The organism is Streptomyces sp. NBC_00258, from assembly GCF_036182465.1.
Taxonomy (GTDB): Bacteria; Actinomycetota; Actinomycetes; order Streptomycetales; family Streptomycetaceae; genus Streptomyces.
Genome location: NZ_CP108081.1, coordinates 3,690,816 through 3,710,865, shown reverse-complemented (window position 1 = coordinate 3,710,865; position 20,050 = coordinate 3,690,816). Strand labels below are relative to the sequence as shown.

At 68.1% G+C, this 20,050-nt stretch carries 11 protein-coding genes and 1 pseudogene; 10 read left to right on the top strand and 2 right to left on the bottom strand.

The features are described 5' to 3' along the window. Window positions 1–59: 59 nt before the first annotated feature. On the bottom strand, window positions 60–3,791 hold the full coding sequence (locus OG718_RS16520; RefSeq protein WP_328844485.1) for a S8 family peptidase: 3,732 nt from the start codon (window positions 3,789–3,791) through the stop codon (window positions 60–62). Between the two features lie 258 nt (window positions 3,792–4,049). Here OG718_RS16520 and OG718_RS16515 point away from each other — a divergent pair, with 258 nt between their 5' ends. The 5 genes and pseudogenes from OG718_RS16515 (at window position 4,050) to OG718_RS16495 (ending at window position 9,449) form a co-directional block, all read left to right on the top strand. Further along, window positions 4,050–4,448 carry a hypothetical protein gene (locus OG718_RS16515; RefSeq protein WP_328844484.1) on the top strand — a complete coding sequence of 133 codons (399 nt, stop codon included), beginning with the start codon at window positions 4,050–4,052 and terminating at the stop codon, window positions 4,446–4,448. After that, the gene (locus OG718_RS16510) at window positions 4,445–6,256 is read left to right on the top strand and encodes a sensor histidine kinase (RefSeq protein WP_328844483.1); all 1,812 of its coding nucleotides are present in this window, start codon (window positions 4,445–4,447) and stop codon (window positions 6,254–6,256) included. Before OG718_RS16515 ends, OG718_RS16510 begins: the two co-directional genes overlap by 4 nt. A gap of 250 nt (window positions 6,257–6,506) precedes the next feature. Further along, a complete protein-coding gene (locus OG718_RS16505; RefSeq protein ID WP_328844482.1) occupies window positions 6,507–7,601 on the top strand; it encodes a lytic polysaccharide monooxygenase auxiliary activity family 9 protein in 1,095 nt (364 codons plus the stop codon). A gap of 227 nt (window positions 7,602–7,828) precedes the next feature. Beyond that, window positions 7,829–7,954: pseudogene (locus tag OG718_RS16500) on the top strand (hypothetical protein); the annotation flags it as partial. Window positions 7,955–8,084: 130 nt separating this feature from the next. Beyond that, window positions 8,085–9,449, top strand: coding sequence for a DUF11 domain-containing protein (locus OG718_RS16495; protein ID WP_260695275.1), 1,365 nt, complete (start codon window positions 8,085–8,087; stop codon window positions 9,447–9,449). 46 nt (window positions 9,450–9,495) lie between these two features. On the opposite strand, the gene OG718_RS16490 is transcribed toward OG718_RS16495, so the two are convergent. Continuing rightward, a complete protein-coding gene (locus OG718_RS16490) occupies window positions 9,496–13,335 on the bottom strand; it encodes a GH92 family glycosyl hydrolase (RefSeq protein ID WP_443055092.1) in 3,840 nt (1,279 codons plus the stop codon). 595 nt (window positions 13,336–13,930) lie between these two features. On the opposite strand from OG718_RS16490, the gene ngcE reads away from it, so the two are divergent. The 5 genes from ngcE to OG718_RS16465 all read left to right on the top strand — a co-directional run bounded on the left by ngcE (window position 13,931) and on the right by OG718_RS16465 (window position 19,990). Beyond that, window positions 13,931–15,379 carry an N-acetylglucosamine/diacetylchitobiose ABC transporter substrate-binding protein gene (gene ngcE / locus OG718_RS16485; RefSeq protein WP_143638386.1) on the top strand — a complete coding sequence of 483 codons (1,449 nt, stop codon included), beginning with the start codon at window positions 13,931–13,933 and terminating at the stop codon, window positions 15,377–15,379. Window positions 15,380–15,470: 91 nt separating this feature from the next. Continuing rightward, window positions 15,471–16,400 carry a carbohydrate ABC transporter permease gene (locus tag OG718_RS16480; protein ID WP_306937141.1) on the top strand — a complete coding sequence of 310 codons (930 nt, stop codon included), beginning with the start codon at window positions 15,471–15,473 and terminating at the stop codon, window positions 16,398–16,400. Between the two features lie 52 nt (window positions 16,401–16,452). After that, entirely contained in the window at window positions 16,453–17,358 is a 906-nt protein-coding gene (locus tag OG718_RS16475) for a carbohydrate ABC transporter permease (protein ID WP_143638684.1), read from the top strand. A 195-nt stretch (window positions 17,359–17,553) separates the two neighbouring features. Continuing rightward, window positions 17,554–18,753: an ROK family transcriptional regulator gene (locus OG718_RS16470; protein ID WP_143638390.1), complete on the top strand. Its 1,200-nt coding sequence runs from the start codon at window positions 17,554–17,556 to the stop codon at window positions 18,751–18,753. A gap of 133 nt (window positions 18,754–18,886) precedes the next feature. Next, a complete protein-coding gene (locus OG718_RS16465; RefSeq protein WP_186001220.1) occupies window positions 18,887–19,990 on the top strand; it encodes a substrate-binding domain-containing protein in 1,104 nt (367 codons plus the stop codon). The last annotated feature ends 60 nt before the right edge of the window (window positions 19,991–20,050 follow it).

Genomic DNA, 20,050 nt, shown 5'->3' with positions numbered 1-20,050 from the left:
CTGATACACCGTGCCGGGCGGGCGGTTGCTTCGGGCCGACGCAATGGCCCGGCGGGCGGCTACTTCAGGCCGAAGGCCCGCAGTACGGTCTGGTCGATCCCGTTGCCGTCGCGGTCGGTGGCCCGCACCCGCAGCGACACCGACTCGGCATCCTTCGCCGGCTTGAACCGCGCCGTGCCGTTCTTGACCTTCACCTCCTTCCAGGACGCGCCGTCGTCGTAGGAGGCCCATGCCTTGAGAGCGTTTGCCTTGACGCTTCCCAGCTGGTTGGAGACCGGCAGCCCGATCTCCAACCCCCGGCCGCTCTTGGCCCGGTTGAGGAGGTCGAGGCCCTTGGGGGCGATGCCGACGGTCAGCAGCGGCAGTGCGGTCTCGGCGGCGGTGTGCGCCGAGGCGAAGGTCCATTCGGTGTGCGTGTTCGTGGAGTACTTCGCCCACTCCGCCCGCCGCTGCACGTCCAGCTCGAAGCGGTACGAGGCCTTCGCCGCAGGGACGTTGAAGATGCCGTACCCGCCCAGCGTCGAGTCGCCGACCAGTTGCCCGTCCGCGTAGAGCTTGCCCTTCGCGGTGCTGTCGGTGCCGTCGATGTATCCGTAGTGGCCCGGCGTGGAGTCGCTCAACTCCGCCACCGAGAAGGTGAGTTCGTCACCCTCGCGCACGGAGAGGCCGTACTCCTCGCTGGTGCCGGGGCGGACCACCTGGCGCAGCCAGTTCTCGGTGGGCTCGGTGGCCGGCTTGCTGAAGGTTCGCAGCGGGCTCCACTGGCCCCTGAGCGTCTGCCAGTTCGGATAGGCGACGTGCCAGGTGCGGGTGTCGGGGTCGACGTAGTAGTACTCGTCGCGTTCCGTGCCCAGCTCCAGGTACTTGCTGTTCTCGATGCCGAAGAGCTGCCAGGGGCGGAAGGTGTAGAGGGTGTCCGCGCCGAGCTCGCCGGCCGTGGCTCCGTGGTAACGGGCCGTGCGCTTGACCGTGTTGGACTTGTCCAGGTCGTACGTCTGGTTCTTGGAGACGCCGCCGCTCTGCGCGGCGAGCAGGTTGTAGACGTACGGGCTGACCGGCGTGCCGCCCAGCTTCAGTGTGACCTTCTTGCCGGTCTGCTTGCCGGACTGCAGCAGGCCGGTGAGCCTGGCGCCCTCCTCGCCGGTGGCGATCATCAGCGGAACGGTGGTCGCGCGGTCCACGGCCTCGATCCAGAAACCGGGTGTCTTGCGGTACGCGATGAGGTAACCCGCCCCGGCCCTGGTCGCGTTGGCCAGAGCGCCGTCCGCCCGCTCGGTGGCGCCGAGCCCGACGACCGCCACCTTGCCCTTGACGTCGAGACCCGCGAAGTCGGCCTCGCTACCGCCGCCCGCGTCCACCGCCTGGACCTTGCGGTCACCGCTGATCTTCAACGGGAAGTCGTTGTAGGTCTGGGAGTAGTAGAGCGAGGACAGTTCGACCTTCTCGGGGCTGGTGACGCTCGCCGTCAACTCCTTCGCGTACAACCGGAACTTGGCGGAGAACTCGAAGCTTCCCTCGGTGACCTTCTCGGTCGGCGAGACATAGAGGTGGTCGGTCCACCAGCCCTGGCTGTACGTCAGACCCCAGGCGCTGCCAGGCCCTTCGCGGTGCACATTGGTGCTGAAGCCCTGGAACTCGGAGTCCTGCTTGGTCTTCGGCTTGATCTCGACGGCCTTGCGGGCGTCGAGGACGACCTCCGTGTCCTTGCCGACCTTGATCTCGGGGTTGACGACGATCGAGGTGCCGACGGCCGTCCCACCCGCGTCGCGGTCCGGGATCCAGGTCGAGATGGAGTAGGTGCCGGCCGGAACCTGCCAGGTCCAGCCGGTGCCGAGGAAGCCGTACTCGTCGGGGTAGGCGCCGTTCAGCTCCATGAGCGTGTAGATCGACCCGCCGGTGGGCGGCTTGCCGTCGCGGCCCAGGAGCGAGACCTTGAGGTCGTACGTCTTCGGCGCCTTCTCGAAGCCGACGGCCGTGGTGACCTGGATGCCGTCGGCGGCCGCCGTGACATGGCCCGTGTACCGGCCCTGGGCCTCCTTCGCGGGGTCGACGCCGACCGGGACCGTGGCGGTGCCCTTGGCCGGAACCGTCACCGTGTCGTCGCCCGGGACGGCCGCCGCGAGCGAGGAGGCGACCTTCAACTCCACTGCGGTGTCAGTGGTGTTGGTGTACGTGATCTCCTTGGTGACGGCCCCGGCGTCGCCGTCCTCGAACTTGCCGAAGCTCAGCGCCGGGGTCGCGAAGACTCCCTGCCGGACCGCCCGTACGGCGTCGACCCTGCCGTCTCCCTGCTCGAACACGGAGTTGTCGGCATTCGTCTTCGCGGTACTGGCAAGGGCCTGCTTGATCTGCTGACCCGTCCAGTCCGGATGGGCCTGCGCGACCAGGGCCGCCGCGCCCGAGACGTGCGGCGTCGCCATCGAAGTGCCGCCCGCCGTCGTGTAGTTGGCGTCGACCGGGGTGCCCATGGCGGTGCCCGAGGCGCGGGCCGCCGTGATGGCCGCGCCCGGAGCGGTGATCTCCGGCTTGACCGCGGAGTCGCCGAGGCGCGGACCGCGGCTGGAGAACGGGGCGAGCTTGTCCGACTTGTCGACCGCGCCCACCGTCAGCGCCGAGTCGGCGATTCCCGGGGTGCCGATGGTCTGCTCGTACGGACCGGCGTTGCCCGCCGCGACGACGAAGAGGGTGCCCGTGGAGGCGGACAGCTCGTCGACGCTCTGGCTGAGCGCGTCGGAGGGGCCCGATGCCGTGCCGCCCAGCGACATCGACACGATCTTCGCACCGGAGCGGGCCGCCCACTCCATGCCCGCGATGATCCACGAGGACTGGCCCCGGCCGTCGTCGCCCAGAACCTTGCCGACCAGCAGCTCGGCGCCCGGCGCGACTCCCTTGCGTTTGCCGTCCGAAGCCGCGCCCGAGCCGACGATCGTGGACGCCACATGGGTGCCGTGGCCGTGACCGTCCTGCACCGCCTGGTCGGGTACGAAGCTCTGGGACTCGGCGACCTTCCCGGCGAGGTCCGGGTGCCCGGTGTCCACGCCCGTGTCCAGGACCGCGACCTTGACGCCCTTGCCGTCGTAGCCCGACCGCCACACCTCGGGCGCGCCGATCTGCGGCACGCTCACGTCGAGGGACGCCTTCACCTTGGCGTCCAGCCAGATCTTCTCGATGCCGTCGCCGAGCTGCCGCGCGGCCTTCGAGGTCGCCTCGGTGCCGAGCGCGGGGGCGATGTCCGCCCAGAAGGCGGTGGACTTCTTCGCGCTGAGTGCGGCGCCGTCGATCCCGGGCAGCGCGAGTGTGCGGCGCGCGCCGTCGGGCGTCGCGCCGCCCTTGCTGTAGGTGGCGATGAGCGGGGTGGTGCCGGTCTTGGTGTCGGCGTACCCCTGCTTCACCAGCTGGGTGATGTTGAACAGGGCCGGGTCGAGGCGGCCCGCCCGGAGCAGCGGCACGGCGTCCGCGGGGATGACGCTGATCTCGCCCTTGCGCTCGCTGGACAGGAAAGTGGCGGCCTCACGCCCCTTGCCGCGCCGGACGTCGACGGCGTTCCTGCCGTCCGCTCCCGCGGTGAGCGACACGGTGTCGCCGGTGAGAAGGGTGACGGTCTGAGTGGTTACGGCGCCGGTCGCGGCGTCGGGTTTCGTGGTCGCGGCGTCGCTTGTGGCGGCGCTCTGTACGCGCGTGGCGTCGGGCTTGGTGACCGCGGCCCCGGGACCGGCCGTCGCGGGCGTGATCGCCCCCGTGAGCAGTCCGGCCGCTCCGGCCACGGCCCAGAGGGCGTGGAGTCTTCGCATGGGTGGACGTCCTCCCCTGAACGCTGACAACGCTTCCGGCCTGGTGGGCGGAAGCCAGTGATCAGAGTGGGCGCCGGGCGGCAGGAGGCTCAAGGGATTCGCGTGGCCGAGGAATGCCAATGCCCCTTTTGGCCAAGGGAGTTGGCGGGTGCGCTACGCCGGGGGACGGGTCGCCGTCTGCCCCGGCCCACCGGGTCGCACGGCTGCGGCTCAGGCGGAACACAGGGTTCTGCCAGCGAACCGGGACAGGATCAAGACATGTCTGGTATCCGAAGGGAGCACGTCCGCGTGCTGAACGTCGACGACGAAACCGGCCACACGGGACCGCTCCCCGCGGTAGGCATCAGGGTCGTCACCGAGGGCGTCACCGCCATCGGTGGGCGGCCCTGCCGGGGGACGGACGGCTCGTCCGTGCCGCGCGTCGGGCACAGCGGCGTTGCGCACAGCCGCATCGCGCGCGGTGGCGTCCCGCATGCCGTCGTTCCGCATGCCGTCGTGCTCGACGGATTGCGACACGACACAGCCGGGCCGGAGCACCGCACAGCCGGGCCGGAACCCCGCACGGACGGACTCACGGACGGACTCACTTCGGCGCCGACGATCCACACCGGGCGGGGTGCCACGTATGCCGCCGGACCGATGGAGGACGGGAGATGAGTTCGCGACTGCGACTCCGGGAGCGGCATCGGGTTCGGCTGTGGGCGCAGCAGTGGGGGCGGTCGTCGCGGGACCACCGTTCCCCGCGCGGCCGTTCGCTGCGGTCCCGCCTTCCGCTGTTCGTCGGAGTCGCCCTCGTCGCCGTGTGCGCGGTGACGGCACTCACTGTCTTCCTCGTCCAACGCGCCTATCTGCTCGGCGATCTGGACCAGCGCGTCACCAGCGCCGCCGAGCGCGTTCAGGGCGGGACCCCGGGCAGGACCTCGGGCAGGACCCAAGGCACGACCGAGGCCGGGCCGGCCTTCGACACGGACCTGACGTTCCTCGACCAGCGGGGTCAGGCCGTCGGCACGATCACAGGCACGCTCGAAGCCGACGGGTACGTTTCCGCCGCCCGGGTCGTCCCCCAGGACGGCGATCCGCGAAATCTCGGCGCCGCCCAACGCGCCGCGCTCGACGGCATCGAGGCCGACGGCTCCCTGCACACCCGAACCGTGCCCGGCCTCGGCACCTACCGGGTCACCGCCCTCGCCGACGGCGGGCAAGCCGTCCTCACCGGCCTGCCGATGGACGGCGTACGGGACATGATCCGGAGCCTGATCGTCGTCGAGGCCGTGGTCGCCGTCGTCGGTCTCGCCGCCGCGAGCTGCGTCTGTGCCGTCGTCATCCGGCGTCAGCTGCGGCCGCTGGGGCGGGTCGCAGCCACCGCCGTCGAGGTCTCCCGCTCACCGCTGGACCGGGCTGGGGCCACGGGCCTCACCCCCGCGTCCGGCCTCACCCGCGTATCCGAACGGGACACAGGCCCCGGCAGCGAGGCGGGCCAGGTCGGCGCCGCGCTCAATCGCCTGATCGACCACGTGGAGTCCTCGCTCGACCAACGGCAGCGCGGCGAGGAGGAGATGCACCGCAGCGAGGAACGCATACGCCGCCTCCTCGCCGACGCCAGCCATGAACTCCGTACGCCGCTCGCGGCCATCGCCGGTTACGCGGAACTGATGAACCGCGGCGCGGGCATGATCGAGCCCACGCTGGCCTGGCGGAGGATCTCCGCCGAGTCGGCGCGGATGACCGGCCTCGTGGAGGATCTGCTGCTGCTCGCCCGGCTGGACGAGGGACGGCTGCCGCACTCCGCCGAGGCGGACCTCGCGGCCCTGGTCGCCGAGGCGGTATGGGACGCGCGGGCCACCGGGAGCGACCACGACTGGCAGCTCGGACCGCTCCTCGACACCCCGGCGCTCGTCGTCGGCGACGAGGCCCGACTCCACCAGGTGGTGGCCAATCTGTTGGCCAACGCGCGTATGCACACACCTGTGGGCACGACCGTCGTCACCTCGGTGGAGGCCACGGACGAACGCCGCGTCATCCGGGTACGCGACAACGGCCCCGGCATCCCGCCCACCCTGCTCCCCAGGGTCTTCGAACGCTTCACCCGCGCCGACGCCTCGCGCTCCCGCCCGGACGCCAGGTCCGGCGGCGCCGGTCTGGGCCTCGCCATCGCGGCGGCGATCACACAGGCGCACGGGGGCCGGATCGGAGTCGAGAGCGAGCCGGGACGCACGGAGTTCACCATAGAACTGCCCGCCATCGGGATGCCCCGGCTGCTCCCCGTGGACACGGTCTCGGCTCCCTCGACGCCGACGCCGACGCCGACGCCGACGCCGACGCAGGCCCAGGCCCAGGCCCAGGCCCAGGCCCAGGCCCAGGCACAGGCACAGATGCGGGCCCAGGCACAGACGTCGGCACCCACGCCCGCACCGCCCCCGCCCCGGTACCGACACGAGCCCCGGACATCGCCTCTTCGTCCATGAGCGGACAGTGACCCGTTCCCCAACCGTCGCGCGAACCGCACCCCGTCCGGGTGCGGCCCTTGTGCGCCAGGCGTTTACAGGTGTAGAGGTCCGCGCTAGCGTCAAAAGCACGTGTGGTGGGAGCGCTCCCACATCTGGTGGACCGGAACCCGCCCGGGGCTCGCTCCCATCTCGCGCATCCGCACACGGACGTCAACTGACATCACTGGACATCGCACGGCCCGTGAACGAAGGGACGGACAGATCTGTCATGATCCTGACAACCTCCTCGCCCACCCCGCGGCCCCCGCGGCGATTACCGCTACCCGCCCGCGGCAGAGCCTTCCTTCTCATCCTGCTGGCCCTGGTCGTCACGATCCCGGCGCTCGGTCTGGTCGTCTCGGCCGGCGGCGAGGCGAAAGCCCACGGCACCCCCATGAAGCCCGGCAGCCGCACCTTCCTGTGCTGGCAGGACGGGCTCACCGACACCGGTGAGATCAAACCGATCAACCCGGCCTGCAAGAAGGCGCAGCAGGTCAGCGGCACGACCCCGTTCTACAACTGGTTCTCGGTGCTCCGCTCGGACGGCGCGGGCCGCACCCGCGGCTTCGTGCCCGACGGCGAGCTCTGCAGCGGCGGCAACACCAACTTCACGGGCTTCAACTCCCCGAGCGCCGACTGGCCGTTGACCCATCTGACCTCGGGCGCGACCGTCGACTTTTCCTACAACGCCTGGGCCGCGCACCCGGGTTGGTTCTACGTCTACATCTCCAAGGACGGCTTCGACCCGACCAAGTCGCTCACCTGGAACGACATGGAGGAACAGCCGTTCCTGAGCGTCGACCACCCGCCGCTCAACGGCTCTCCGGGCACGGTCGAGGCGAACTACTCCTGGTCGGGCAAGCTCCCCTCGGGCAAGTCGGGCCGCCATCTGATCTACATGGTCTGGCAGCGCTCGGACAGCGCGGAGACCTTCTACTCCTGCTCCGACGTCGTCTTCGACGGCGGAAACGGAGAGGTGACGGGCGTCCACGACCCGGGCAACCCGACCGAGCCCCCGCCCGGCGCCTGCTCCGCCACCCGCCGCACTACGGGCAACTGGTCCGGCGGTTACCAGTCCGAGGTCACCGTCACCAACACCGGTGAGGTGCCGATGCTCGGCTGGATGGTCGACTGGTCACTGCCGGGCGGCCAGTCCGTCGCCAGCCTCTGGAGCGGCAACGCCACGTACAGCGGTCAGAACGTGATGGTCCACAACGCCGACTGGAACGGGTCGCTCGATCCGGGCGAGAGCGCCTCGTTCGGGTACGTCGTCCAGGGGTCCGGGGGTGATGCGGCGACGGCCCTCGCCTGTCGGCCGGGCTGAGCCGGGCCGGTGAACCTGTGACACCACTTGCTCGGGGCGGACCCGGTGGCCGTAATCCACCGGGTCCGCGAGCCGGGCAGGTTCGGGGGAAGGTCTGCCCGGATGGAAAATGGCTTGTGCCGACCAAACGTTGTCGCGCCCGAGGACGCGACAACGTTGTCGAATGGTCTCGCCGAGACTCTACTCCTCCAACAGACAACGCTGTCAAACCTGTTGGGCCTTGAGCCGTCCAGGACCCCACCCCGTACGTCGACCCGCTCATCGGCGCCAGGAACGGCGGCAATGTCTTCCCGGGCGCAGTCGTCCCCTTCGGCATGCTCTCCTGGAGCCCCGAGAACACCCGCGGCGACGCGGACCTGCATGTGTTCACCGTCGCGGTGAACTGAACTGTCCTCCCCAGCAAGGCAGTCCGCCTCCGTCGGTGCTCCAACCGGCGGAGGCGGTAGCGTGTGCGATTCCGACGATCTCCCCGGGGGACGAGCCATGCGCGCGCGAGGGACAGTGCTGCGGCCCGCAGCCGTCTGTCTGGCACTGGTGATGCTGCTGGGTGGACTCGCGGGGTGCGGCGCCGGTGTCGGCGCCGCGAAGAAGTCGTGGATCGCGGTGCCGGACCAGTTCTATCTCCGGCCGCCCGGGGACAAGTCCGGTCCGACGAACAAGGTGCCCTTCCACGTCCAGGCCGAGGACGTGAAGGCCAGGAGCCGCTTCGGAACGCAGGACCATCGGCTCACGGTGGACGTCACCGGGTCCGAGCAGGCCGTACGGCTCAAGATCTCGGACATCCGCAAGAAGAACCCCAGGTGCGCCGGAACCGACACCCGGGTCGTCTGCAAGGTGAGCGGCGCCTACAACAGCTGGTCCGACATCGACCGTGTCTATCCGTACGCCGCCCCGGGCAGCAGGCCCGGCGACAGCGGAACGGTCCGTTTCAGCTTCACCACCCAGAAGGGGAAGAAGCTCAGCGCCCGCACCCGGGTCGTCGTCGGCGAGCCCGTGGTGAAGGTGCGGACGACGAAGGTGTTCAAGGACGTCGAACCCGGCTCCGTCCTCGGCACGCCCGTCGTGGTCCGCAACACCGGGGAGGTGCCCGTGCGTGGCGTCGGCCTCGAACTCGCCGTCGGTACGGGCCTGCGTTTCAAGCACCGGTACGGCAACTGCCGCTACCCGGAGCCCCAGAAGGGTTCCGTCGCCGTGTGCGAGTTCCCCGACCTGCGCATACCGCCCGGCCAGGCGATCACCCTCCGTCCGGACCTGACGCTGGACGTCGCCACGACGGAGATGTACTCCTCGTTCCACCAGCAGGCGTGGGCCCTGGACATGGGCCCCGCGAAGAACAGTGTCGTGCCCGAGGGCGGCGACCACGGTGACGGCGCCCGGCTGACGACCGCGACCGCGAAGGCAGCCGACCTGAAGGCGACGTTCGCCGGCGGTGATGTGTGGAGCGAGGTACAGGTGGACACCTACGCCGACTTCGAGGTCTTCGCCGTCGACGTGAGCGGCGAGCGCGGCAGCGAGCACACCGTGCGCCTGAAGGTCCGCAACAACGGGCCCGCCAACCCCGGGAGCACGACACTGCTGTTCACCCCGCCGGAGAGTGCCACCGTGGTGAAGCAGCCCATGGAGGCCATCGACGAGGACGTCTACGAGCCCTACTGCGACCTCGACAAGGGCACGTACTCCTGCTCCGTGGGAAGCGGGCTCGAAGCGGGCAGGACACGCACCTTCGACTTCACGCTCCGACTCGGCGGACCGGGCGAGGGCAGCGTGCGGGTGACTGACGCCCCCGACTCCGACCGCCGGGACCCCGACCCCGCCAACGACACGGCACCGGTTACCGTCCTGCCGTAACCGGTGCCGCGTACGCCGTGCGCGTGCTGTCGAGCCGTGCTGTGCGTCAGCTCAGCAGTTCCACCTCCGCCAGCGTCGCCTCACCGTCGAGGACCAGGCGGTACTCGGTGTACGCCCCGGGCGCCTTGACCGAGAACGCCCGTGTCTGCCGGTCCCAGGTGAAGGACTGGCCGGACCGCTTGTCGAGGTCCTTCCACGTGGTCCCGTCGGACGAGCCCTGGAGGACCCAGCCCTGCGGAGCCTTGGAGCGCTCGGCCGAGGTCAGCGTGTACTGAACGGCCTTGGCCCGGTCGGCAGTCGGCAGATCCACCGACTCGACGGTCGCGTTCGTCGCCGAGGTGTTGTCGAACAACTCGCCCTCGCCCTCGATGACATCGCTCCGGGGCGACGGCACCTTGTCGTCCTGGGCGATCGAGACGGGCGCCGCGTTCTTCCCGGTGCCCCACGAGGACGGCTTCGACCCCATGTCGAACTCCAGCACGCCACCACGGGAGATGATCGAGTGTGGAAGCGAAGTCTTCGTCCACGCCTTGCCGTTGACCTTCAGGCCCTGCACGTAGACGTTCTTCGCGCTGTTCTTCGGGGCCTTCACGACCAGCTTCTTGCCGTTCTCCAGGTGCACGGTCGTCTTGGTGAACAGCGGTGAGCCGACGGCGTATTCGCCGCTGCCCATCACCAGCGGGTAGAAGCCGAGCGAGGAGAAGAGGAACCAGGCCGACTGCTCGCCGTTGTCCTCGTCGCCGTGGTAGCCCTGCCCGATCTCGCTGCCGGTGTAGAGCCGGGACAGCACCTCGCGGACGTTCTTCTGCGTCTTCCAGGGCTGGCTCGCCGCGTTGTACATGTAGTTGACATGGTGGGCGACCTGGTTGGAGTGCCCGTACATGCCCATCCGTACGTCACGGGCCTCGGTCATCTCGTGGATGACGCCCCCGTACGAGCCGACGAACTCGGGCGAGGCGGTCTCGGGTGTCGCGAAGTACGTGTCGAGCTTCTCCGCGAGCCCGGAGCGACCGCCGTACAGGTTGGCGAGGCCGCGGGAGTCCTGGGGCGCGGTGAAGGCGTAACCCCAGCCGTTCGTCTCGGTGTAGTCGTAACCCCACACCCTCGGGTCGAACTTGGACGACTCGACCCGCCAGTCGCCCTTCTGGTCACGGCCCTGGAAGAAGCCGGCCTTGTCGTCGAAGAGGTTGACGTAGTCCTGGGCGCGGTTGAGGAAGTACTCCGCCTCCTCCTTGTAGCGCTTCTCGCCCGTCTTCTCGTAGAGGGCCTGGCCCATCTTCGAGATGCCGTAGTCGTTGAGGTAGCCCTCAAGCGCCCACGACAGACCCTCGTGCGTGTCGGTGCTCGTGTAGCCGAGGAACGGCGAGGTCGCCATGCCCTTGCGGCCCACGCCCGAGGAGGGCGGCACGACGGTGGCGTTCTTGACCGCCGCGTCGTACGCCGACTTCGCGTCGAAGTCGACCCCCTTCACGTACGCGTCCGCGAACGCCACGTCCGACGAGGTGCCGGTCATCAGGTCCGCGTAACCGGGCGAGGACCAGCGCGAGGTCCAGCCGCCGTCCTTGTACTGCTGCACGAACCCGTCGACCATCTCACCCGCCTGACCGGGCGTCAGGAGCGAGTAGGCCGGCCAGGTCGTCCGATACGTGTCCCAGAAGCCGTTGTTGACGTACACCTTGCCGTCGACGATCTTCGCGCCGGTGTGCGTCGGGGTGTCCGGGCCGGGCATCGGCGAGAACGGCGAGGCGTACTGGTACTTCGAACCGACCTTCTCGAAGCCGGAGTTGGGGTACAGGTACAGCCGGTAGAGGCTGGAGTACAGGGTCGTCAGCTGGTCCGGTGTCGCGCCCTCGACCTCGACCTTGCCGAGGATCTTGTCCCACTGCTTCTGGGCGCGCGACTTGACCGCGTCGAAGGACGTGCCGTCGGGGATCTCCTGACGGAGGTTGTCCTTGGCCTGGTCGATGCTGATCAGGGAGGTGGCCAGGCGGAGCGTGACCGTGCGGTCCTCGCCCGCCTTGAACCGCAGATGGCCCTTCACACCGGAGGAGCCGCCCTCGGTGACCTCCGCGTCGAAGACCCCGTACACGAAGAGGCGGGTCGCGCCCGTCGACAGGCCGGACTTCACGTCCGAGTAGCCCGTGAAGGTCCCGTTCTCCTTGTCGAGGGTCAGGCCCGCCTGGTCGGTGACGTTGTCGAAGATAACGCTCGTGTCGTCGCCGGGGTAGGTGAAGCGCATGGCCGCCGCGTGGTCAGTCGGCGCCATCTCCGTCTTCAGCCCGTTCTCGAACCGCACCCCGTAGTAGTACGGGCGTGCCGTCTCGTTCTCGTGCTTGAAGGGCAGCGCGCGGGCGGTGCGGCCCGTCTCCGGGGTGCCGGACGCGGCCGACGGCATCACCTGGAAGGTCTGCCGGTCGCCCATCCAGGGGCTCGGCTCATGACTCGCGCTGAACGCCTGTATCGTCGGCAGATTGTCCGCGTTGTTCGCCCGCGCGTAGTCGTAGAGCCAGCTGAGTGAACCGGCGTTCGTCACCGGCGTCCAGAAGTTGAAGCCGTGCGGCACGGCCGTCGCCGGGAAGTTGTTGCCGCGCGAGAAGCCGCCGCTGGAGTTGGTGCCGCGCGTGGTGGACGCGTAGTCCGAGAGATGTGCCTTGGGCTTCTCGGGCTTCTGCACGCTCAGGTTCACGTCGTCCAGCCAGCCGCGGAACTTCGCGGGCCCCTTCGGGGAGTCGTACGCGACCAGGATCCGGTCGACCGTACGGCCGGCCGCGACCGAGCCGATCCGGGAGACGACGTTGTTCCACTGGTTGACGTACAGGACCTTCGACGCGCCCTGTCCCTGAGGCGTCAGCGGGAACCCGTGCTGGTCCTGGGCGCGCAGGTCGCTCAGATGGGTGCCGTCCGTGAAGGCCAGGTCCACCGAGACGTTCGTGGCGTCGTAGTCCCGGTCGCCGTCCGCCATGGACGGGAAGACCCGGTAGGCCAGCTCGGTGTCGCGGCCCACGGCCACGTTCACGTCGAAGACCTTGTTGTACGAATAGGCGCGGCCGTCGGCCTTGTGCGTGCCCGCGTACCGGAGGGCCTTCTTGCCCGTGAAGCCCGCGCCGGACTTCGCGGTCGGGGAGCCGCTCGGGCCGCGGTCCACCAGCGAGAGCATGTCCTTGGGTGTCGGCTCCTCGCCGCCGCCCGTCGAGAACTGCACGTCGGCGAGTTGCAGGGCGTCCGAAGCGCCGTTGTTCCTGGTGATGTCGAGCCGGAAGTGCTGGTACTCCGCGGGCTCGGCGAGGTCGTACGACTTCGTCTGGAAGCGCTCGCCGAAGGACTCGCCGGTGCGGGTGTCGAGGGTCTTCCAGTCCTTGCCGTCCGTGGACCCCTGGAAGGTCCAGTCGACAGGGTCGCGCTCGTCGTGGTCGTTGGCCGACGTGAGCGCGTACGTGACCAGCTTGACCGGGGCGTCCAGCTCGAACTCCACCCAGCCGGTGGGCGCGAAGGTCAGCCATTTGGTGCCGGGCTCGACGTCGACGAGGTTCTCCTTCACCTCGCCCGAGCCCGCGTTCTCGCCGCTCGCGCCGACGTCCGTGACGTGCTCGGTCACATTGCCGGGAATGCCGGTGCTGAAGCCGCCGTCGACACCCGACGAACGCTTCGAACCATCGGGCGCGGTGTCGACTGTATTCAGCCAGTCGGGTGCTGGTTCACCCGCCTCGAAGGAGGAACCGAACTCCCGGTCCGCGGCCGCGGCTTCGGCCGGACGGGCGACCGCGGCGCCCTGCGAGGCCACCACCAGCGCGAAGGCGGTCGCTCCGAGCACCGCCGTGGAACCCCATCCGTGCCGTGCCCTGATCCGAGATCTGTGCGGAGACCCTTGCCGAGATCTGTGGTGCATGCGCCAGCACCCTCCCTGTCACGTGCGCCTGGACAACGTTGTCAAATTCGCTGCGCAGGTCCAGTAGGGAGTCAAGTGGTCAGTGATGTCAAGGGTGTTGAACGTGGCGTACGGGGGTAATGACGACAGTCGGCCCGATGGCCCATCCACGGGCTCACCTGTCGGCTTCCTGTTCGACCGCTGATCGTTCCCTGATCACCCGCTGTGCGGCGGAGGCTGCGGGCAGCTGATATTTCCGCGAGGTCTCACTTCGGGAAAGAGTGTCGGCCAACTGTGCATTCGATCTTGCTCCGCTGGCGGGAAGTGGACTATACCTGTCGGCGTCCGCCCAGTCGTTCGACGGGCCGCGGACAGGCACAGGCCAGGGAGAAGAAGGGGGCGTGGCGATCAGCGACTGCCGCGTATTCCCGCCGATCCCGGTATTCCACGCACGATCCAGCTCTACGTCCCCCCGCGGAAAGCGCCGGGCAAGCCGTCCGACCTGCTTTTCCCGCCGGGGGTCCGGGGGTTGACCCCCGGGTAATGCAGTACAGACCGCGGTGCCGGGGAGGGTCCGGTTCACCGCCTGAGTCCTGATGAAGGCGAGGACTTGAGCATGGGATCCACTTCCGCCCACAACAACCGTGAGGGCGTCGGCCGCCGCGATCTGATCAAGCGGACCGCTGCGCTCGGCCTGATTTCCGTACCCACGATGAGTTTCCTGTCGGCCTGTGCCAGCGGTGACAGCGGCAGCGAGGAAAAGGTCGACAAGGGCAAGAAGACCAAGGAGAACCCCCTCGCCGTCAATGAGAGCGCGCCGCTGGAGATCGTCATCTTCGACGGTGGTTTCGGCACGAAGTACGCCGAGGACGCCAAGGCGATCTACGAGAAGAATTTCCCCAAGGCCAAAGTCAAGTTCTCCTCGACGCAGAAGATCCAGTCGGTCCTGCAGCCGCGCTTCAACCAGGGAACTCCGCCGGACCTGATCGACAACTCGGGTGCCGAGCAGATGGACATGGGCGTCCTCGTGGGCAAGAAGCAGCTCTCGGACCTCACCCCGCTGCTGGACGCGCCGTCCGTCGACGACCCGGCCAAGAAGGTACGGGACACCCTGCGCCCCGGCATCGTCGAGATGGGCCAGTTCGACGGCGACCCGGTCTGGATCATGTACTACGCGTACACCGTCTACGGCGTGTGGTACTCCCAGAAGGCGCTGGAGTCTCTCGACGCCACGTACCCGGAGACCTGGGACGACATGCTCGCGGTCTGTGCCAAGGCGAAGAAGCAGGGCATCGCGGGCTGGACGTACGCGGGCAAGCACCCGTACTACATCCCCTTCTCGCTCTACCCGATGATCGCCAAGGTCGGGGGCGTCGAGGTCCTCGACGCCATCGACAACCTGGAGCCGAACGCCTGGAAGCACCCCGCGGTCAAGACCTGCTTCGAGGCGTACTACGAGCTCTACAAGAAGGGCTACATCCTCAAGGGCACGCCGGGCCTCGACCACATCCAGTCCCAGACGGCCTGGACCGAGGGCAAGGCGCTCTTCATCCCGAACGGCTCCTGGGTGGAGAACGAGGCGGCGAAGACCATGCCGAAGGACTTCGACCTCGCGGTGAACGCGCCCAGCGGCATCGACAGCTCGGACAAGATGCCCTTCGGCACCATCTGGGCGTCCGGCGGCGAGCCCTTCATCGTCCCCGCCAAGGCCAAGAACACGGACGGCGGCATGGAGCAGCTGCGCATCATGCTCAGCGAGGCCTCGTCGAAGAACTTCACCGCGTCCGTCAAGTCGCTGACCGCGTTCAACGGCGGCACCGACGGTATCGAGCTGACGCCGGGTCTGAAGTCCGGTGTCGCGGCCCTGGAGAAGGCGGGCACCAACGTGGTCAACCCGCGCATCCAAGACTGGTACGTGGCGTTGCAGAAGGAGAAGATCGGTGTCGGCGGCCTCGGCGAGATGATGGCGGGGCGGCTCACCCCGGCAGAGGCCATCAAGAAGATCCAGGGCTATGCCGACGAGGCGGCCAAGGACGACAACATCCAGCACTACAAGCACCAGTGAGCGAGGCCGGGGCTCCGGGCGGTGACCGGGGCCCCGGCTCTCGAAGTGCGGCGTCGACGGCAGCCCCCGCGGGAAGATCGGGTCGGTAGGAATGCAACACGGCAAATACCGTTTCATCGTGGGGTTCTTGACGGCCCCCCTGGCCATCTACGGCCTCTTCGTGATCTGGCCCTTCATCCAGTCCATCTACTATTCGTTCACGGACTGGAGCGGTCTGAGCCCCGAGTTCAAGATGGTGGGCTTCAAGAACTACACGCGACTGCTCGATGACGAGGTCTTCTGGAAGTCGATGCAGCACAGCGTGATGCTGGTCGTGCTGCTGCCGTTGGTGACCCTCACCATGGCGCTGTTCTTCGCCTTCATGCTCAATGTCGGCGGACGGCGCCGAAAGAATGCCGCGATCGCCGGTGTCCGCGGCTCCGCCTTCTACAAGGTGGTCTACTTCTTTCCGCAGGTGCTGTCGATCGCCATCGTCGCGCTGCTGTTCCAGTTCGCCTACAACCCCAACAGCGGTGCGATCAACTCCGCCCTGAAGGCGATCGGGTTGGACAGCGTCCAGCCCGACTGGCTCGGTGACCCCGATCTCGCCCTCTGGTGCGTTTTCGCGGTACTCGTCTGGTGCACCGTCGGTTTCTTCGTGGTGCTCTTCTCCGCGGGAATGGCCTCCATTCCCAAGGACTACTACGAGGCGGCGCTGCTGGACGGCGCAAACCGCCTCACGACATTCTTCAAGATCACCCTGCCGCTTCTCTGGGACACCGTGCAGTCCGGCTGGGCCTATGTGGGCATCCTGGCGCTCGGCGCCGAGGCCTTCGCGGTCGTGCAGATCATGACCGTCGGCCCGAACGGCGGCGGTCCCGACTACTCGACGACCGTCCTGCCGCTGTACGTCTACCAGAAGGCGTTCCGTGACGGTCAGGCCGCCTACGCGACGACGATCGGTGTCGCCCTGCTCGTCGTGACGCTGCTGTTCGTGGCCGTCGTCATGAAGCTGGGCCGGCGCGAGCGGCTGGAGTACTGATGCAGACCGAGCTGACCGAGCCGCGAGGAGGCCACGAGTGAAGACGACCGACATGCCTCCCGCCGACACCACCGAGGAGAGGCCGCCCGTCATGAAGACGACGTCGGCGCCCGGGCCGCGGGAGAAGGCCACCGAGGGCAGGACCCTCAACATCTTCTCGCACGGCATGCTCGTCCTCTGGGCGTTCATGGTCGTGCTGCCGCTGCTCTGGGCGGTGATGACCTCGTTCAAGACGGACAAGGAGATCTTCAGCTCGCCCTGGGCGCTGCCCGACTCGCTGCACTTCGACAACTGGTCGCGCGCCTGGACCGAAGCGAACATGAGCGACTATTTCCTCAACACGATCATCGTGGTGGGGTTCTCGCTCCTCGGCACCATGCTGCTGGGCTCCATGGCGGCCTATGTCCTCGCGCGCTTCGAGTTCCCCGGGAACCGCTTCATCTACTTCCTCTTCATCGGAGGAATGAGCTTCCCGATCATCCTGGCGCTGGTCCCGCTGTTCTACGTCATGCAGAACCTCTCGCTGCTGAACACGCTGCCCGGACTGATCCTGGTCTACATCGGCTACTCACTGCCGTTCACCGTGTTCTTCATGACGGCCTTCTTCCGCACGCTGCCGACCTCGGTGGCCGAGGCGGCCTTCGTGGACGGCGCCTCGCACACCAGGACGTTCTTCCAGGTGATGCTGCCGATGGCCAAGCCGGGCCTGATCAGCATCACCATCTTCAACTTCCTGGGCCAGTGGAACCAGTACATGCTGCCGACCGTGCTCAACACCGAGCCGGACAACAAGGTTCTCACCCAGGGCCTCGTCCAGCTGGCCGTCAGCCAGGGCTACAAGGGTGACTGGTCCGGTCTCTTCGCCGGCCTCGTGATGGCGATGCTGCCCGTGCTGGCCGCGTACATCATCTTCCAGCGCCAGGTGGTGCAGGGGCTGACCGCGGGCGCGCTCAAGTAACGGTTCGGCCGTCGGTTCGGTTTGCGAGGGTGGTCCCGGATTGGCGCCGGGGCCACCCTTGTGTGTGCGGGCGCCGGCGCGCCCCTCTCTTGCTCAACCTCTTGACGGGAGGCAACCCAAACGGCTCAGCTTAGAGTTCACTAGTTGGACATAGACGGGGTCTCACTGAGGCGACCCCGTACGCAGGAGGTCGTCGTGGAGACTCCGGGGTCGCAGTCGTCGCTGCACCGAGCCAATCTCGAACGGGTCGTACGCGCGGTGCGCCTGGCCGGGTCGCTCACGCAGGCCGAGATCGCGAGGACCACGGGCCTGTCCGCGGCCACGGTCTCCAACATCGTCCGGGAGCTGAAGGACGGCGGAACGGTCGAGGTCACGCCCACCTCGGCGGGCGGCCGGAGGGCGCGCAGCGTCAGTCTCAGCGGCGATGCCGGCATTGTGATCGGCGTCGACTTCGGGCACACGCATCTGCGCGTCGCGGTCGGCAACCTCGCCCATCAGGTCCTCGCCGAGGAGTCCGAGCCACTCGACGTGGACGCCTCCGCCGCACAGGGCTTCGACCGGGCGGAACAGCTGGTCAGCCGCCTGATCGCGGCCACCGGCGTGGACCGTACGAAGATCGCGGGCGTCGGGCTCGGCGTGCCGGGGCCGATCGACGTGGAGTCCGGGACGCTCGGCTCCACCGCCATCCTGCCGGGCTGGACCGGCACCAAGCCCGCCGAGGAGATGGGCGGACGGCTCGGTGTGCCGGTGCACGTCGACAACGACGCCAACCTGGGAGCCCTCGGCGAACTCGTCTGGGGGAGCGGCCGGGGCGTACGGGACCTGGCATACATCAAGGTCGCCAGCGGTGTCGGCGCCGGACTGGTGATCAGCGGCAAGATCTACCGTGGCCCGGGTGGCACAGCGGGAGAAATCGGGCATATTACTCTTGACGAGTCCGGCCCGGTCTGTCGCTGCGGCAACCGGGGCTGCCTGGAGACCTTCGCGGCGGCACGCTATGTGCTGCCGCTCCTGCAGTCCAGCCACGGCACGGACCTGACCATGGAAGGTGTCGTACGACTGGCGAGGGACGGAGACCCTGGCTGCCGTCGGGTGATCGCCGACGTCGGCCGACACATCGGCAGTGGAGTCGCCAATCTCTGCAACTTGCTCAACCCGAGTCGCGTGGTTCTCGGCGGTGATCTCGCTGAGGCCGGAGAGCTCGTGCTCGGGCCCATAAGGGAGTCCGTCGGCCGCTATGCGATCCCCAGTGCGGCACGTCAACTATCCGTTCTGCCAGGGGCACTTGGCGGCCGGGCGGAGGTCCTCGGGGCGCTCGCTCTCGCACTCAGCGAGATGGGCGATTCAACCCTTTTGGACGGTTCGCTCACCACGGCCACGCCTGCCTTCACTTAGAGAACGGATGGCACCGTTGCCATCTCGTTAAGGATTTACTTCTTGACGTCGCACTTGTGGCCGAGTTGACTTCCAGCCACCTCGGCCGCAACGTCGCGGCCTCGTCAGGGAGGTTTCTGAAGTGAATACGCGTATGCGTCGCGCCGCCTTTGCTGTTGCCGCAGGTGCGATGGCTGTCTCGCTGGCTGCCTGTGGCAGTGCCGACGAGGCCGGCGACGGTGACAGCACGAAGTCCGCGGCCAAGGGTGACGCCATCAAGGTCGGCCTCCTCCTTCCGGAGAACCAGACCGCTCGGTACGAGAAGTTCGACAAGCCCCTGATCGAGAAGAAGGTCAAGGAGCTCACGAACAACAAGGGCGAGATCGTCTACGCCAACGCCAAGCAGGACGCCACCACGCAGTCCCAGCAGGTCGACACGATGATCACCAACAAGGTGGACGTGCTGATCGTGGACGCGGTGGACTCCAAGGCCATCGCCAACGGCGTGAAGAAGGCCAAGGACGCCGGCATCCCCGTCGTCGCGTACGACCGTCTGGCCGAGGGCCCGATCGACGCCTACACCTCCTTCGACAACGAAGAGGTCGGCCGCGTCCAGGGCAAGGCGCTCCTGGAGGCCCTGGGCGACAAGGCCAAGCCCTCCGCGAAGATCGTCATGATGAACGGCGCGGTCACCGACCCGAACGCCGCCCTCTTCAAGAAGGGCGCGCTGTCCGAGCTCGAGGGCAAGGTCGCCATCGCGAAGTCGTACGACACCAAGGAGTGGAAGCCGGAGAACGCCAACGCCAACATGGAAGGCGCGATCTCCGCGATCGGCAAGAACAACATCGTCGGCGTCTACTCCGCCAACGACGGCATGGCGGGCGGCATCATCACGGCCCTGAAGGCCGCGGACGTCTCCCCGCTCCCGCCGGTCACCGGCCAGGACGCCGAGCTCGCCGGTGTGCAGCGCATCGTCTCGGGTGAGCAGTACATGAGCGTCTACAAGCCCTACCCGCAGGAGGCGGACGTCGCCGCGGAGATGGCCGTCGCCCTCGCCAAGGGCGAGAAGCTCGACTCCATCGCCAAGGACTCGGTCGACAGCCCGACCACCAAGGGCGTCCCGTCGGTGCTCGTCCCCGTCGTGTCGCTGACCAAGGACAACATCAACGACACCGTCATCAAGGACGGCATCTACACGGTCGACGAGATCTGCACGGCGAAGTTCAAGACCGCCTGCGACAAGATCGGTCTCAAGTAGCCAAAACGCAAGTCCCTTACCGCGTACGGGAATTCATCATCGGATTCCCGTACGAGGCTT

Excerpts from the sequence above, each read along its gene's own strand:
- OG718_RS16505 (WP_328844482.1), top strand. The coding sequence starts at position 6,507 with ATGATCCTGACAACCTCCTCGCCCACCCCGCGGCCCCCGCGGCGATTA.
- OG718_RS16510 (WP_328844483.1), top strand. The coding sequence starts at position 4,445 with ATGAGTTCGCGACTGCGACTCCGGGAGCGGCATCGGGTTCGGCTGTGG.
- OG718_RS16515 (WP_328844484.1), top strand. The coding sequence starts at position 4,050 with ATGTCTGGTATCCGAAGGGAGCACGTCCGCGTGCTGAACGTCGACGAC.
- OG718_RS16480 (WP_306937141.1), top strand. The coding sequence starts at position 15,471 with ATGCAACACGGCAAATACCGTTTCATCGTGGGGTTCTTGACGGCCCCC.
- OG718_RS16475 (WP_143638684.1), top strand. The coding sequence starts at position 16,453 with ATGCCTCCCGCCGACACCACCGAGGAGAGGCCGCCCGTCATGAAGACG.
- OG718_RS16520 (WP_328844485.1), bottom strand. The coding sequence starts at position 3,791 with ATGCGAAGACTCCACGCCCTCTGGGCCGTGGCCGGAGCGGCCGGACTG.
- OG718_RS16465 (WP_186001220.1), top strand. The coding sequence starts at position 18,887 with ATGCGTCGCGCCGCCTTTGCTGTTGCCGCAGGTGCGATGGCTGTCTCG.
- ngcE (WP_143638386.1), top strand. The coding sequence starts at position 13,931 with ATGGGATCCACTTCCGCCCACAACAACCGTGAGGGCGTCGGCCGCCGC.
- OG718_RS16495 (WP_260695275.1), top strand. The coding sequence starts at position 8,085 with ATGCGCGCGCGAGGGACAGTGCTGCGGCCCGCAGCCGTCTGTCTGGCA.
- OG718_RS16490 (WP_443055092.1), bottom strand. The coding sequence starts at position 13,335 with ATGCACCACAGATCTCGGCAAGGGTCTCCGCACAGATCTCGGATCAGG.